This window comes from Salinibacter sp. 10B (assembly GCF_002954405.1).
Lineage (GTDB): Bacteria > Bacteroidota > Rhodothermia > Rhodothermales > Salinibacteraceae > Salinibacter.
In genome coordinates, this window is the sequence record NZ_MQWC01000004.1 from 3,993,237 (window position 1) to 4,008,223 (window position 14,987).

General features: G+C 60.6%; 12 protein-coding genes. 7 read left to right on the forward strand and 5 right to left on the reverse strand.

All coding sequences use genetic code 11. From position 1 onward, the window contains the following. Positions 1–10: 10 nt before the first annotated feature. Positions 11–3,517 carry a methylmalonyl-CoA mutase family protein gene (locus BSZ35_RS16320; protein WP_105013436.1) on the forward strand — a complete coding sequence of 1,169 codons (3,507 nt, stop codon included), beginning with the start codon at positions 11–13 and terminating at the stop codon, positions 3,515–3,517. A 312-nt stretch (positions 3,518–3,829) separates the two neighbouring features. After that, entirely contained in the window at positions 3,830–4,372 is a 543-nt protein-coding gene (locus BSZ35_RS16325; protein ID WP_105013437.1) for a hypothetical protein, read from the forward strand. Positions 4,373–4,396: 24 nt separating this feature from the next. Here BSZ35_RS16325 and BSZ35_RS16330 read toward each other — a convergent pair whose 3' ends face one another. The 4 genes from BSZ35_RS16330 to truA all read right to left on the reverse strand — a co-directional run bounded on the left by BSZ35_RS16330 (position 4,397) and on the right by truA (position 8,154). After that, positions 4,397–5,215, reverse strand: coding sequence for an MBL fold metallo-hydrolase (locus tag BSZ35_RS16330; RefSeq protein ID WP_219846661.1), 819 nt, complete (start codon positions 5,213–5,215; stop codon positions 4,397–4,399). Between the two features lie 138 nt (positions 5,216–5,353). Then, positions 5,354–6,652, reverse strand: coding sequence for an arginine deiminase family protein (locus BSZ35_RS16335; protein ID WP_105013439.1), 1,299 nt, complete (start codon positions 6,650–6,652; stop codon positions 5,354–5,356). Positions 6,653–7,049: 397 nt separating this feature from the next. Continuing rightward, positions 7,050–7,235, reverse strand: a complete 186-nt coding sequence (locus tag BSZ35_RS16340) for a hypothetical protein (RefSeq protein ID WP_105013440.1) — start codon at positions 7,233–7,235, stop codon at positions 7,050–7,052. A 133-nt stretch (positions 7,236–7,368) separates the two neighbouring features. Beyond that, positions 7,369–8,154, reverse strand: a complete 786-nt coding sequence (gene truA, locus BSZ35_RS16345; protein WP_105013441.1) for a tRNA pseudouridine(38-40) synthase TruA — start codon at positions 8,152–8,154, stop codon at positions 7,369–7,371. 183 nt (positions 8,155–8,337) lie between these two features. On the opposite strand from truA, the gene BSZ35_RS16350 reads away from it, so the two are divergent. Next, on the forward strand, positions 8,338–8,889 hold the full coding sequence (locus BSZ35_RS16350; RefSeq protein WP_105013442.1) for a shikimate kinase: 552 nt from the start codon (positions 8,338–8,340) through the stop codon (positions 8,887–8,889). 12 nt (positions 8,890–8,901) lie between these two features. Here the strand turns inward: BSZ35_RS16350 and BSZ35_RS16355 are convergent, their stop codons facing one another. After that, positions 8,902–10,098: a DUF819 family protein gene (locus BSZ35_RS16355; RefSeq protein ID WP_258096752.1), complete on the reverse strand. Its 1,197-nt coding sequence runs from the start codon at positions 10,096–10,098 to the stop codon at positions 8,902–8,904. Between the two features lie 185 nt (positions 10,099–10,283). Between BSZ35_RS16355 and BSZ35_RS16360 the strand changes: the two genes are divergently transcribed. The 4 genes from BSZ35_RS16360 (at position 10,284) to BSZ35_RS16375 (ending at position 14,981) form a co-directional block, all read left to right on the forward strand. Beyond that, entirely contained in the window at positions 10,284–11,015 is a 732-nt protein-coding gene (locus tag BSZ35_RS16360) for an acetylglutamate kinase (protein ID WP_105013443.1), read from the forward strand. Between the two features lie 173 nt (positions 11,016–11,188). Further along, positions 11,189–11,380, forward strand: coding sequence for a histone H1 (locus BSZ35_RS16365; RefSeq protein ID WP_105013444.1), 192 nt, complete (start codon positions 11,189–11,191; stop codon positions 11,378–11,380). Positions 11,381–11,629: 249 nt separating this feature from the next. Then, positions 11,630–12,601 (forward strand): DUF3078 domain-containing protein, encoded by a 972-nt coding sequence (locus BSZ35_RS16370; RefSeq protein WP_105013445.1) that lies wholly within the window; start codon positions 11,630–11,632, stop codon positions 12,599–12,601. 91 nt (positions 12,602–12,692) lie between these two features. Further along, the gene (locus tag BSZ35_RS16375; protein WP_146110138.1) at positions 12,693–14,981 is read left to right on the forward strand and encodes a hypothetical protein; all 2,289 of its coding nucleotides are present in this window, start codon (positions 12,693–12,695) and stop codon (positions 14,979–14,981) included. The last annotated feature ends 6 nt before the right edge of the window (positions 14,982–14,987 follow it).

Genomic DNA, 14,987 nt, shown 5'->3' on the forward strand with positions numbered 1-14,987 from the left:
GTTTTTCCGAATGGACGTCGACCGCTATCAGCCCACCCATCCCGTACGTTTCGTTACTGCCACGAGCCTGTTCGACGGGCACGACGCGGCGATCAACATTATGCGTCGGATTTTACAGGCTACCGGAGCAGAGGTGATTCATCTGGGACACAATCGGTCGGTGAAAGAGATTGTGGACACCGCGATTCAAGAAGACGCCCAGGGCATTGCCGTGTCCAGCTACCAGGGTGGGCATATGGAGTACTTTAAGTATATGCACGATCTGCTGGAGGAGCGAGGGGCGGGGCACATTCGGGTCTATGGGGGCGGCGGCGGTGTCATTGTGCCAGAGGAGAAGAAAGAGCTGGAAGCCTACGGCATCGCCCACATTTATTCACCCGATGAGGGCATGGAGATGGGCCTTCAGGGCATGATCAACGACATGGTGAAGGAATGCGACTTCCCGGTGGTGGACGCAGACTTTCACGTGCCGGAGGACGTGCCGAAACGAGATTCTCGCGTCGTTGCTCGACAACTTTCACGCGTCGAGGCGCCGGAGCCGGAGCGGGCGGCGGTCGTGGTTGGGGCTGAGCAAGAGGTTGAGGCGCCTTCTACTGATGGAGAACCAAGAGGGGATGGGAGTCCAGAGGCATTGGACGTGGGAGCCTTGAAGGTTGAAGGGGCGAGAGCGCCAACACTGGGGATCACCGGTACGGGGGGGGCTGGAAAGTCAACGCTGACCGACGAAATTGTGCGGCACTTCCTCAATGACTTCGACGACCTGGAGGTTGCGGTCCTGTCGATCGATCCGACCCGCCGCCGTACGGGCGGGGCGCTCCTGGGCGACCGCATCCGCATGAACGCCATCTACGGCCCGAACTCGGACCGCGTATACATGCGCTCCTTCGCTACCCGGGAGGCCAACCGCACGACCACCGAGGCGCTCAAGGAAGCGATTGGCGTGTGCCAGGCCGCCGCCTACGACCTCATCGTCGTGGAGACGGCGGGCATCGGGCAAAGCGACACGGAGATTGTGGATCTCACCGATCTCACGCTCTACGTGATGACGCACGACTTCGGTGCGCCGACGCAGCTGGAGAAGATCGGGATGCTCGACCTTGCCGACTTTGTGGCGATCAACAAGTTCGAAAAGCGGGGCTCCGAAGACGCCCTGCGCGACGTGCGGAAGCAGGTACAGCGCAACCGTGTCCGCTTTGACGAGGATCCGGAGGACATGCCCGTCTACCCCACGATGGCGGCGCACTTCGGCGATCCCGGCGTGACGCGTCTCTACAAGGCTCTCCTCGACCGCCTCAATGAGGACCTCGACTTCAACCGCGAGACCCAGACGTACGCGGGAGAGGTGCCGGAGCCGGACCCTGCCGAAGTGTCCATCATCCCCCCCGAACGGGAGCGCTACCTAGGCGAGATTGTGGAGACCTGTGAGCAGTATCGCGACTGGGCGGAGCAGCAGGTCGAATATGCGCGCAAATGGGGGGAGGCGAAGGGGGCCCGCGAGCAGGTAGAGGACTGGGCGCCGGAGGATCAGAAGCAGATTGAGGGGCGCCTTGACGAGATGCAGCAGCACTGGTGGGACAAGCTCGATAAGCAATGCAAAGACATTCTGGACGGCTGGGACGACTTGGCGGAGGACTATCAGGAGGAGGAGTTTACCTACACGGTTCGCGGTCGCGACTTCACCGTGCCCCTCTACCGTGAGAGCCTGAGCGGCACCAAGGTTCCGCGCGTCGCCCTGCCCAAGACGGAGGATCCTGGAGAGCGACTGGAGTTCGCTCTGCTCGAAAACCTCCCCGGCTACTTCCCTTATACGGCGGGCGTCTTTCCCTTCAAGCGCGAAGGCGAAATGCCGACTCGTCAGTTTGCGGGCGAGGGCTCGCCGGAGCGCACCAACCGTCGCTTTCACCTCGTCTCGCAGGGCGACGAGGCCAACCGCCTCTCCACCGCCTTCGACAGCGTCACCCTCTACGGTCACGACCCCGCGGAGCAGCCCGACGTGTACGGCAAGGTCGGCAACGCAGGCGTCTCCATCTGCACCCTCGACGACATGAAGAAGCTCTTCTCGGGCTTCGACCTCTGCGACCCGAAGACGAGCGTGTCGATGACGATTAACGGCCCGGCGCCCATGTTGATGGCCATGTTCTTCAACGCGGCCATCGACCAGCAGATCGAGAAGTACCTGAAGGAAGAGGGCCGATGGGAGGAAGCCGAATCGGTGATTGACGAGAAACTGGGGGATGATCGTCCGGAGTACGTGCCGTATGGCCCGGACGGACGAGAGGACAAGCTGCCCGAGACCCACGACGGCAGCGGGCTTGGCCTGTTGGGCACGAGCGGGGAGGAGCTGGTGGAGTGGGGCGTGCTCGACCGCGAGAAATACGAGGACATCAAGGCCGAGACGCTCAATGTCGTCCGCGGCACAGTGCAGGCCGACATTCTGAAGGAAGACCAGGCCCAGAATACCTGCATCTTCTCCACGGACTTCTCCCTCCGGATGATGGGGGACATCCAGCAGTACTTCATCGACTGGGACGTGCGGAACTACTACTCGGTGTCCATTTCCGGCTACCACATCGCCGAGGCCGGAGCCAATCCCATCACGCAACTGGCCTTCACGCTGGCCAATGGCTTCACGTACGTGGAGTATTACCTGAGTCGAGGCATGGACATCGACGACTTTGCCCAGAACCTCTCGTTTTTCTTTTCGAACGGCATGGATCCGGAGTACAGTGTTATTGGACGGGTGGCGCGTCGCATCTGGAGCGTCGCGATGCGGGACCTTTATGGGGCCAACGAGCGCTCACAGAAGCTGAAGTACCACATCCAGACCTCCGGTCGTAGTCTGCACGCGGAGGAGATCCAGTTCAACGACATCCGCACCACGTTGCAGGCACTGATGGCTATTTACGACAACTGTAACTCCTTGCACACCAATGCCTACGACGAAGCCATCACCACGCCGACGGAAGAGAGCGTGCGGCGCGCCATGGCCATCCAGCTCATCATCAACAAGGAGCTGGGCATGACGATGAACGAGAACCCGCTCCAGGGCTCCTTCATCATCGAGGAGCTGACGGACCTGGTGGAAGAGGCCGTGATGCAGGAGTTTCGTCGCATCAACGACCGGGGCGGCGTGCTGGGGGCGATGGAGTCGATGTATCAGCGTGGCAAGATTCAGCAGGAATCGATGAAATACGAAGAGCAGAAGCACTCCGGTGAAAAACCCGTCATTGGGGTCAACACCTTCACGAAGGAAGAGGAGAATGGAGAGGTCTCCGAGACGGAGGTCGACCTGATGCGGTCGTCGACGGAGGAGAAGGAGCACCAGCTCCGCAATCTCCACGCCTTTCAGGAGCGTTACGTCGATAAGAACGACGCTATGCTCGCCGAGCTCAAAGAAGCGGCCCGCGAGGGCGAGAACACGTTCGAGGTCCTCATGGACGCCGTGAAATACTGCTCGCTCGGGCAAATCACAGAGGCGCTGTTTGAGGTTGGCGGAGAGTACCGGCGGAATATGTAGCGGGCGGGGAAGGCCGTGGGGTTGGGCACTAGAGAAAGCCCGCAGTCGGAACGATGCTCCCGACAGCGTATTCTTCGTGCCAAGGGACGGGTGTTCAGAACGAGTCCGGAGGATCTCCAGGGGAGGGACCGTACGCCCATTTGATGAGGATCAGGATACGTTTTGCCCTACGAGCAAATTGCGGTTGCATGTTCGCTCGTCCCCGCACATCTTGTAGGTATGTAGATTCACCACTCCGTTATTCATGAGGCCGAGCCGATCCGGACGGACGTTTGTTTCGGGGCGGGCCTCATCATCATTGTACCCAGACCCGTGGATATCGAGAACGAAACTGTAGTCATCCCGCGTAAGGAAAACACCACTAAGAGCGAGGAGCCGGTTGAGGTGTGGCCACTCGTCGAGGCGTCCCTCGACTCAATCGAGGCCGACCCGACGACCCGACAAGCCGCCCAGGCGGCTCTGGAGGTCAGTGACGGCTGTGCCACGCTCGCAAACTTCTTGCTGAGTCAAGAGGACGAGGTGCCGAAGTTGGACTTTCAGTCCAAGGTCCCGCTTCTCGTTCGGGCCGCCAAGCTGGCACAGGACGACGGCGGTGTTGACAGCATCTATGACCCGGACGAGGGAATGCTGTACTTCGAAACCGACGATCACCCGTTTGCCTTTCCCGTCCACGAGGAATGGACGGTGGACTGGGAGCGTGTAGCCGATGAGGTGCAAGAGGGGTATCCCTGGGACGGCACCGAAACCGAGGTGTGGGCGCTCGACTGGCTGATGGCCTACCTCGAAATTCCGTCTGACGACTACATGGTCGACGACGAAGATGAGGACGACGACCAGTACTACAGTCGCATCTGACGTCCTCCTCTCTGGAGCGGGGAATTAGAGGGTGAGGCCCTCGTACGCAGCCGTGCAGTCGATGCCGTGGGGCGCAAGTTGCTCCCGCGCTCGGGATTGCATCGTGTCGAGGGCCTCGTCCGACCGGTCCGGGTCGTGGTGGAAAAGAACGAGGTGACCGACGTCTGCCTCTGCGGCGAGGCGGCACACGTCCGTCAGTACGCTGTGTCCCCAGCCCGACTTTTCTGGCATGTCGTCCTGGATGTACTGAGCGTCGTGGATGAGCACGTCGGCCCCGTTGCAAAAGGACACGAGCTCATTGAACGACGTGACGGCCGCCCCGGGGGGATCGATTTCGTTGTCGGGAATATGGACGGCGGTCCGTCCGTTCAATGAAATGCGATATCCGTATGCGCCGCCCGGATGATTGACGGGGCGTCGAGAAAGGGGGAAGCCTTGATCGTTCAAGAACGCCATCCCATTTTCCTGTACGCGGTGGAGCGTGGCAGGAATCTCCATCTCGGTCAGCGGAAAATGAAAGCCGTCAAAACGCTCCAGGAGGCACCACTGCGTGTCCTCATAGTTGTGGTCCACAAGATGGATGGTGCGTTCCTCTTCGTAGACCGGTTTGAAGAAGGGAAAGCCCTCCACGTGATCACTGTGCACGTGGGTGAGGACAATATATATCGACTTGTCCGTTCCTAGGAGTTCGTGTCCAAGGCGCCGGATACCCGTGCCGGCATCGATAACGAGAAGGCGGTCCTCCGCCTCAACGGTCACGCAGGAGGTGTTGCCCCCGTAGCGTTGATTCTTCGGGGTGGGGGCGGGGATGGAGCCCCGTGTGCCCCAACAGGTGATCTGCATGGCAAAAGACATGGATCCCCTCGAAAAACGGGTGCGATCTCCCGTAAACATAAGGAGCACATTGGCCAAAGCAAATCGGGGAAGAAGCAGCCGTTCTGGAGCGAATCCAGAGCGGAGCGTTTCCTATTCTCCCGATTCCTAGGCGTTGTCCCCCGTCGGCTGAGTATGGCGGGCCACCGGAAGGGTCATGCAGCGCGGACCGCCCCGTCCTCGAGACAGCTCGGTACCGGCCAACTGGATGGCGACTTTTTCGGAGCCGGGGACGAAGGGACTCGACTCGTAGTATGACAGGAAGCTCTCGGCGGAAACGACACGATACCCGTGCTCCTGAAGAAGGTTGAAGGTGCGCCGATTGCGCTCGTAGCCTAGGATGGCACCGGGAGCAGCGGCAAACACATTGGCTCCGTCGGTCCACTGTTCGCGCTCCTGGTGAAGCCGCTCGGTTCCTCCACAGGGAATGTAGGTCAATTCCCGATCAAGCAGATCGTCGAGTGTATCTCGGAAGTTGGGCCGCATGTCGGTCATGAATTGCCCCGGCTCGTCGGAGGGCATGAGGTGCATTGCGTAGCCGAAGCCGTGGGACTCCAGAAGGGGCGGGAAGGCAATGACCTCCGTTGGGGAGGCAAAGGTAAACACCGTGTCGAGGTGCATTGTCGCCCGGCGGCGCGGCAGGTCTACGGCAACGACGTGCTCGACCGGGGTCCGCTCGAACAGCTCGTGGGCGATGGTCATGATCGCGCCGAACGAAGTGCGCTCCGAGTGTCCGATGAGAACCGTATCGGGGCTGGCGACGAGCAGGTCGCCTCCTTCGAACGTCACGCCGGGGGGGAGTTCAATCACCTTGTCGCTGTATGGAGCGAAGCGGGGATGGTGATTGAGGATAACATTGATGATGATGCTCTCGCGAGTGCGGGCGACGGTGGCCGCATGGCTCAGGATGATGTGGTCGTGGACAACGGCGGCCAAATCCCGCGTGAACATCAGGTTGGGCACGGGCTGCACACGGATGGGGAGGTCCGACTCGCCCGTAAGGGCAAACTGTTGTAGGTCCTGCGGCGAGAACTGCTTCAATTCGTTCTCTACAGTGCCCAGGTTCTGTTCGGGGAGGCTCCGGCACAGCTTTTCTACGAATGTGTGGCGTGCCTCCTCCTTCTTAAAGGCCTCCAGGAGCAGATCGCTAATCTGCAACACCGTTTCCGGCCGGCCCACAATCTTCTCGAAGATTGAGCACATGAGTAGGTGCTCTTTTCGGGCGTTCCCTACGAACAAAATGTCGTCGAAGAGAAGCTCTTCACGGTTATCGGGGGCCACCAACTCCATCTCCTGCCCTGGGGTATGGACAATCACCTGCTTCAGAAGATGAGCCTCAGCCGGAATTCCAAAGACGTCCTCGGCACTGTCGGTGGAGGGAGGAGACGGGGCATCGATCGTGTCCACAGTAGAGAGGAGCAGTAATTCAAAGGATGAGGGAGGATACCAAACCTTTCTGGGAGGAAGGTGTGCCCGAGTGGACGTAGAGACTGTTTTGAATTTTGCCGGTCTGGGCGTGGAGTCTGTACGTCAGCACCGGGGCCCCCGCAGTACAGAAAAAGCTCGATAGACCGACATGAGCGATTCGCAGCAACGCGTTCTACACCCTCGTTTGAGGGCGAAACAGTCTCTGGTTATCACTCCCCGTAGATCTATACACAGTGTCCAGGGGCGAATCGATTCCGAGTGCCTCTTCATCCAATGGAGGGTTTGCATTGGAGGACGGGAGGGCGCCGTTCGCTAAGGGCACGAGTTCTGTACGGGACGGAGCTCGGAAATGGGCATCCACCTTCGGGAGACGGCATTAATCTTCAGATCCGCTCAGCAGACGAAGGAGGAAGAGAACCACAAGAACAACGACGCCGGCTTTGAGGGTCAGCCAGAGGAGGGTGCTGGCTACGTCCACAAGGACGCCCAGCAGACTAAGGCCGATGAGGGCTAGGAGGCCGTAGACAAGCCACCGAAGCACCGTGTCGAGGTCAAGATCCATAGGACGAGAGGAACAATGAGAGAATAGACTCACCCCGAATACGCCCATCGGGGCTTGGATGTTACCGACTCGTGGAAGGGGGCAGCGGAGGGGGGATCGGGGTGCGCTCCTTCCAGGAAGAGGGGCGGCCCGATCAGGAGGGGCGAGCGGGGGACGCTTCGGCGTGTTCGGTCCAGAGATCTGTTTCGTACTGAACTGTTTTCAGGACCAACCCCTCTGGCGGCATGGACGGACCGGCAGCGCGACGGTCTCGGGCATCGATCACAGTGGGAAGGGCATCGGCGGGACGCTTTCCATGCCCGATTTCGATAAGAGTGCCTACAATGGCGCGGACCATTCCGTGCAGGAACCGGGTGCCGGCAATCTCGAACCGCCAAAAACCGCGACGACACTCCTGTACCCAGCGGGCATGCGTAAGTGTACAGACGCGATTTTTGGTTTCCGACTGAGTGAGACAGAAGGACCCAAAGTGCTGGGTTCCGATCAGGTCGGGCGTAGCGGCCGCCATTCGTTCGAAGTGGGGGACGGGACGAACGTGGGTGCGGCGGCGGCGCTCCAGGGCGCAGGGCTGTGTGTGGAGGAAATAGTGGTACCGGCGATGGCGAGCATCGTAGCGGGCGTGGAAGTGGTCGGGCGCGCGTTCAACGCGTCGCACGGCGATCGCGGCGGGCGTGAGCCCGTTCAGAGAGCCGCGCAACCGAAAAGGATCTCGGGGAGAAGGAAGATCGACGTGCGCAACCTGCCCATGTGCATGAACACCCGCATCCGTTCGTCCGGAGCCCGTTACCCGGCAGGCGGTGGACGCGAGGGTCTCAACCGCCTCTTCGAGCGCTCCCTGGATCGTAGGGACGTCGGGTTGGATCTGCCATCCGTGGAAGTCGGTGCCGTCGTATTCGACGAGCATGCGGTAGCGAGGCATGAATGGGAGCGAAGCGGTTGTGGGGCAGGACAATCGTAGGGAAGAGGCGCGTGAGCAGAGGCCCGAACTCCGGAGGAACGGGCTGGTTCTACGGAGTTGTGTTGGGAAACGGGCTGAACGGACGTCGTTACAGCACAAAGCATCTGCACATCAGACTCCAACGTTTAAAAGGTATACCCCGGAATGCGTTTGTACTTAAACGGCTTCATGGCAAGTGGGAAATCCACCGTCGGGCCGCGCGTAGCGGCCCGGTTGGGCATGACCTTTCTCGATCTGGATCGCCTCATCACGGCCCACGCTGGGCGCTCCATTCCCGATATTTTTGCTGAGGATGGGGAAGAGCACTTCCGTCATCTGGAACGCACGGCCTTGCGCCAGACGGCGGAGACGGACGAGCTCGTCGTGGCACTAGGCGGCGGCGCCCTCATAGATGAGGAAAATCGGGCGTTTGCGAAGGCACATGGCCGCGTGGTGTACTTGAAGGTAGATCCGGAGACCGTTCTGGAACGCGTGGCGGACGAGGCCGATCAGCGTCCCCTCTTGCAGGACGACGACGGGGAAGCGCTATCGGGCTCAAACATGCGAGCGCGAATTGAGCAAATGTTGTTCGATCGACGCTCTGCCTACGAGGATGCACATCACACCGTGGATGCTGCACGTTCGGTCGATGCGGTCGTTTCCCGCTTGCAGCAGATCGGGAAGGCACACGGGGAAGGAACGACGTCGGGGGCGTAAAGGAACAGCGTCCTACAGTCCCACGGCGACCAGTCCCAGAAGCCAGCTGCAGCCCAGCGCGGCATAAATGCCCAGAATGTATCCCGCCACGCCCATGAGGAGTCCCACCGGGGCCATCGCCGGTAGGTACACGCCCGCCACGATGGGGGCGCTAGCGGCTCCGCCTACATTGGCCATGCTGCCGGTTGCTACAAAGAAGAGTGGCGCGCGGACCATCCGGGCGGCCGCCATGAGGAACGCGATGTGGATCGCAATCCACACGATGCCGGCCAGCAGGTAGAGGGGCACGTCGAGGACGGCCATGAGGTCGGCCTTGGCCCCGATGGAGGTGAGCAGGAGGTAGAGCGCAAAGTAGCCCATCCGCGACGCGCCTGCGTTCTCCATCTCCTGAAGAGGGGTAAACGAGAGGAGCAGGCCTGCCGTCACTACGATAAGGATGGCCCACGTGCCGGCTGTGATAATGGTCGGATCCCCTAGTTCCGGCAGTCCGTCTGCGATGGCCTTTGCGCCCACGGTGGCGGCAAGGGCAATGCCCACCATGACCGACAGGTCCCGAAGTGTGACGGGACGCCGATTGTCGTCCGCGTTTTTCATCTTTTCCTGCAGCGCATCCATCGTGGAGGTGTCCGCCTGCATCCAGGTGTCAAACCGATCCTGATAGGCACTGAGGAAGATGAGCACGCCCATCCACCCGTACCCTGCCACCACGTCTACCACCAGCAGGGGGCCGAGCGTACTGTCTGGGGTTCCCACGCTCTGCTTCATGGCCACCATGTTGGCTGTGCCCCCAATCCAACTGCCCGAGAGGGCGGCAAATCCCTTCCAGGCCATCGGGTCTTCGAAGAAGGGCCCGAAGATCGCAAAGGCGACCGGTCCCCCCACAACAATGCCGAGCGTGCCTGCACACATCATGAACAGGGCCATGGGACCGAGGCGGAGGATGGCCTTCAGGTCCACCGTGATCATCAGCAGAAAAAGCGAGAATGGAAGCAGGTAGGTCGACATCCAGTCGTAGACCGCGCTTTCGGCCGGCGTGATCCCGATGGTGGTGCACAGCATCGGCACGAAGTACGCCCAGATCACCGGCGGCAGGTATCGAAACACCGACTCCAAAGCGTCAAAGGAGTCGAGCCAAAAGACCGTGCCCAGAATCGCAGTAAAGAGGGCTATGATCGCCATCGGCTCGGAGACGAGGGGGGAGGCAAACACGGGCAGGGATGGGTTACGAGAAAACGAGAAAAGTACCGCCCATAAGCTGTTATCTGAGCCGGACAGGGTCAAGGGGCGGTGGACTGCGCGAGCAAAGGTGCAGGGCCGTCGGGAACGATTTCCGCAATGTTCGATGCTGTGGGGTGTCCCTCATTGGTTTTCCTCTTAACACCGCGAGGTTTTTCATGCAGACCCTGTACGTCGTCTATCTTGATCGACATCACTTGGGCGACGAGCTCTTTTTGAAGTCTATGGCCCAGCATTTTGCGGAAGGAGCGAGTGGGGAGCCGGCCTGTCTCCTTGTGCATGGCAGTGGCGAGAAGGTCGAGCGCACCCTTGAGTCGAAGGGCTACTTTCCAGAGCGGACCGACGGGGTGCTCGACCTGGACACGGAGGAGCAGCGCCGACTTGTGGAGCGGGCGGTGCGGGAAACCAACCAGGAAATTGTGGCGACGCTCACCGACGAGGTGGTATCGACAGTGGGCATTCAGGGGGTCGACCGAAACCTTCTGGGGCTGGATGAGGACGGACAAATTACCGCTACGAACGTGGGATGGATGGCAGCCCTCCTCAAGCAGCGCGTGGTCCCGGTCGTGTCGGCCCTCGTTGAGCAGGAGGACGCCGGGACACGAGAAGTGTGGGGAGCCGACGTGGTTGTGGCGCTGGCTCAGGCGCTTTCCAGCTCGTTCGACCCGGTAGCCTGTGGGTTTACCACGTCGGATCAGCCCGGTCTTCGGGATGCCACGGGCATGAAGGACGAAGTGGGGGCGGATGTCCTCGACACGGCGGACGAAATACCCGAGCCTGACGCTCTTCGTCGCATTCATCGGGCGGGCGTTCCCCTGTTGATCACAAACGTACAGGGTCTCCTCGGAGGAGAGGAACCGCAGGGAACCCGGCTCCAGGGGGCTGATTAACCCCGTTCAATCGGGGCTGAACTTGAACCTTTTGACAAATTACGTTCGGAACGGGCATCGGCGTGTCTCCCCCGGAATTCCACCTTGACAGCGGTAGAGGGACGTATTACCTTCTTCGTTCCTAATCGAATCGCGCAATTCTACTTCCAAGAATCTGACGGAGGCGATCCGGCATGAGTACATTCGACGAACGCTACAGCCAGCTTACCGACGTGGTAGAGGGGGCTGAAGAGGACCTGATGAAGTTTTACGAGAAGGGCAACAAGGCTGCGGGAACCCGAGCCCGGAAGAGCCTGATGGAACTGAAGAAGCTCGCCCACGAAATCCGGCAAGAGATTCAGGATATTAAGAACAACGATCTCTAGCAGCACGGTCCCGCTCGGGACGCAAAAAAGGCCGTCATACGGTACGGGCTATGTCGTTTCGGCATAGCCTTTTTTTCTTGTTCTTTGCGGGGTTTTGGGCAAGAGTCACGAACTGATTCCGTTCTTTTTCATTCTGGAGGAGGCGTTCCAGGGCCAGGCCGTACGTCCCGTGGGTATCGAGAGCGAGTACCGGATTCTTCGGTCTGACGCGTCTGGCTTTCCTTTCCCCCACCGTAGGACCCCCCTTGTATGATTCACCGTGCCTTTTGCTTTTCGGCTTGCATACTCTTCGCCGTTCTGGCTTCTGTTGTCTCCGCTCACGGACAGAGCGCAGATCCCGTCCCTGATCCAAAAGACCCGACGGAAGCAGCTCCAGATTCGCTGATTGGGGTTTGGCAGTACGGGGCCACCGCGCGCCTTAACGTCTCTCAGGCCGCGTACAAGGATTGGGAAGAAGGGGCGGGAAACAGTTCACTCACGTTTGCCACCACTCTGGGAGGACAGGCCAGCCAGCGGGGAGAGAACTGGATCCAGGCCCACGAGCTTCGCCTCGCATTTGGCATCATCAATCAGTCCAACACCGAGGGAAGGGATTTGCGGAAGTCGGAGGACCAGATCCTGTGGAATTCCAGCATTCGATACGAGGGAAGCCGGTTTTTTCAGGTTTTCAATCCGACGATTGCGGCTGATCTCCGGACACAGTTTGCGAAGGGATTCGATTACTCCGCGAATCCCTTCGAGGGAGAGGTGCCGGACGAGGATCCGAGGCTTGATCAGAACACTCCGGTACAGACATCCGCTTTTCTCTCTCCCGCCTTTATTACCGAGTCGTTGGGCTTGACTTACGAGCCCTTTTCCGATGTCACTATGCGCCTCGGTGCGGCGTCGAAACAGACGATTGTACTGGAGGAAGACTTTCGAGTCCTGTACGGAGTCTCCGAACGGAAGCGGATGCGTGTGGAGGCGGGGGCAGAGTTTGCCTCGGCCCTTGACCGCAATCTTACGGAGAGCATCCGGTACCGCTCACAGCTGAATGTCTTTTTCTCATTCAATCAGCTGGAGGAGCCGCCCGACGCCCGGTGGCAAAATACCATCAACCTAGAAGTCAACGACTGGCTCAGCACGGATCTCCAATTTGTAGCCCTCTTTGATGAGGACATCACCGATGCTATTCAGCTAAAGGAGACCATCTCTGTGGGGCTGTCGTTCACGCTTCTGTAGCCCGATGAGGTTGGATCGGGGACTGGGGACAGAAGGATCGGCAGAGGGAGGGGACGTTTCGCGTGGTTTCCTCATCTCCCAGACGCATCCTGTGTCTGTATCATTACGTCGCTGCTGGACTTTGCTCGTCGGGACGCCAGCGGGGCGCGTCTGTCTCGTTTACACGGGGCTTGGCCTGGCGCTGTGGCCGGTGCCGTTGTTGAACGTGCTGCAGGTGGAGTCAGCGGCGGTGGTCGCGTTCGTCTCATATTTTGCTGCGGGCTGGGCCGCTCTTGCCTATTTCCGGGCGGGAGAGGACGCGATACTACGAGTCTTGGGACGGCAGATGCTGGCACTGGGAGTGCCTTTGGGAATGCTCTCGCTGTCTCGTTTTTGGGCTCCCAATTGTACGTACGGTCAGGGCCTCCTCTTTTACGCTCTTTTCCCGGGCATTACGGTCGTTTTTGCTGTTGCCCTTGCCTACGGAATTTCAGGAGCCAATCCCTCGCGCCCCTATCTGGTACTGGGCGGAATCGGCGTTTTGGTTGGGGTCGGAGGGCCGGTGTACGACCTGGGATTCCATCCCCAATTTTATACCTACAACCACGTGTTTGGGGGAATTCTTGGGCCGATCTACGACGAGCAGTTGGCCGTCCGACCAGGGCTCTTCGCATTTCGGGGCCTGACGCTTCTCTGGGCAGGTGCAACGGGACTTCTGGGGCGTGTGCTTCGGGGGAAGGGGGGACGCTGGGGACTTGCGGGTATTGCGGTCGGCATTGCGTGCATGTATGTATTTGCGGCACCGCTCGGATTCAACACAACCGAGGCGCATTTGCAGGCAGAGCTGGGGGGGCATGTGCGTACGGCAAACGTTGATCTATACTACGACCCGGACCGGCTCGGGCGGCGGGCGGTGGAAGCCCTCGCGGACGATCATGAGGCCTACTACGCGCGCCTTCGAGATCAGCTGCAACTCGGAGGGGAGGAAACGGGGCGAATCCAGAGCTATCTCTATCCGAATCCAGACGTGAAGGCGCGGCTGACGGGAGCACGGTACACAAGTGTCTCGCCGGTGTGGCTGGGAGAGCCTCAGGTACATCTCCTTGTGGGACAGGCGGAGGCAAGTCTGGGACACGAACTTGCCCATGCCGTAAGCCGCCCGTATGGATTGCCGGGACTTCGGGCCTCGTGGGCCCCCGGGTTGGTGGAGGGATGGGCGGTGGCACTGGAGCCTCCGTCGCCGGTGCCGTCGCCGCATGATCTTGTCCGCGTGGCGGCAACCACGGATACGACACTAGCGCTTTCCTTATCGGCCGAGGCCCTTGCGGGCCGACTTACTCCGTGGGGGTTCTGGACGGGGCGGGGGGCGGTCTCGTACGCCACCATGGGATCGTTCGTCCACTTTCTATTGGAGGAGTATGGCGCCGAGCGCCTGAAACAGGTGTATGCCTGGGGGGATTTCGAGACGGTTTACGACCGGTCCCTCTCCACGCTGGTGCAGGAGTGGACGGCCTTTTTGCAGAGACAACCTTTTGTGGCACGGGCCGCCCATGAAATCGTGACACAGCAGTTTACGCGGCCCTCACTCTTTGAAACCGAGTGTCCGCATTACGTCTCTCCCCACCGAAGACACCTGCAGGCTGCCCAGCGTGCCCGCCGCCGCGGTGATTCCGTAAAGGCGAACCGGCAGGTGCAGGCAGCCCTAGAGGCAGAGCCTCGCTACGCCGCCGCGCATGCCGCCCTCGCCCGGCGCCGCCTGGCGGAGGGAGCGCCCGCCGCGGTGCGTCGCCAGCTCGACACGCTTGCTGCGCCCTACCAGACGACGGAGCTCTATCTACACCAGGCCGATGCCTGGGCGCTTCTGGGAGATGCAGCTACTGCCCGACGGATCTACGAACGAGCGGCGGATCGTATTCCGCGGTATGCCCCCGCCGCCCGCGTACGCCTGATGCTCCGAACCGCGAGTGCCGATCGCCCGGCCGTGCTTCGGAAGCTCACGAGTGACCACTCGGCGCTTCGGCAGGCGGAGGCCCTGGAGACTCTAGCGGTCGAAGACAGGGGGGTAGTTCAGGTTTGGCAGGCACTTCGATACCAGAACGCCCATCGCTATGCGCGTGCGGACTCGTTGTGGCGCCGGGGGCTACAACCGATTCCGAATGAATGGAGTCGCGCTGAGCAACAGGTCTGGCATATTCAACGGCGGGCCTGGGCGGCTGAGGCGGCCTACCGGGCCGGGCACTGGACGCGAGCTGAGACGCAGGCCCAAGCAGCCGCGACCCACGCGCGGGCACTTGGAGCACAGGCCTGGGCCGAATCAATCGCAGCCTGGGCGGAGCGTGCGACTCGGGCACGGGGCCAACCGAAACGGGATCGTGAGGTCCACACTTCTGAAATGAACTAGACCCTG

Bases quoted from the DNA above. Each gene is read 5' to 3' on its own strand.
- truA (WP_105013441.1), bottom strand. From the start codon at position 8,154: ATGCCTCGCTACCGCATGCTCGTCGAATACGACGGCACCGACTTCCAC.
- BSZ35_RS16370 (WP_105013445.1), top strand. From the start codon at position 11,630: ATGATTCACCGTGCCTTTTGCTTTTCGGCTTGCATACTCTTCGCCGTT.
- BSZ35_RS16330 (WP_219846661.1), bottom strand. From the start codon at position 5,215: ATGCAGATCACCTGTTGGGGCACACGGGGCTCCATCCCCGCCCCCACC.
- BSZ35_RS16350 (WP_105013442.1), top strand. From the start codon at position 8,338: ATGCGTTTGTACTTAAACGGCTTCATGGCAAGTGGGAAATCCACCGTC.
- BSZ35_RS16340 (WP_105013440.1), bottom strand. From the start codon at position 7,235: ATGGATCTTGACCTCGACACGGTGCTTCGGTGGCTTGTCTACGGCCTC.
- BSZ35_RS16320 (WP_105013436.1), top strand. From the start codon at position 11: ATGGACGTCGACCGCTATCAGCCCACCCATCCCGTACGTTTCGTTACT.
- BSZ35_RS16360 (WP_105013443.1), top strand. From the start codon at position 10,284: ATGCAGACCCTGTACGTCGTCTATCTTGATCGACATCACTTGGGCGAC.
- BSZ35_RS16365 (WP_105013444.1), top strand. From the start codon at position 11,189: ATGAGTACATTCGACGAACGCTACAGCCAGCTTACCGACGTGGTAGAG.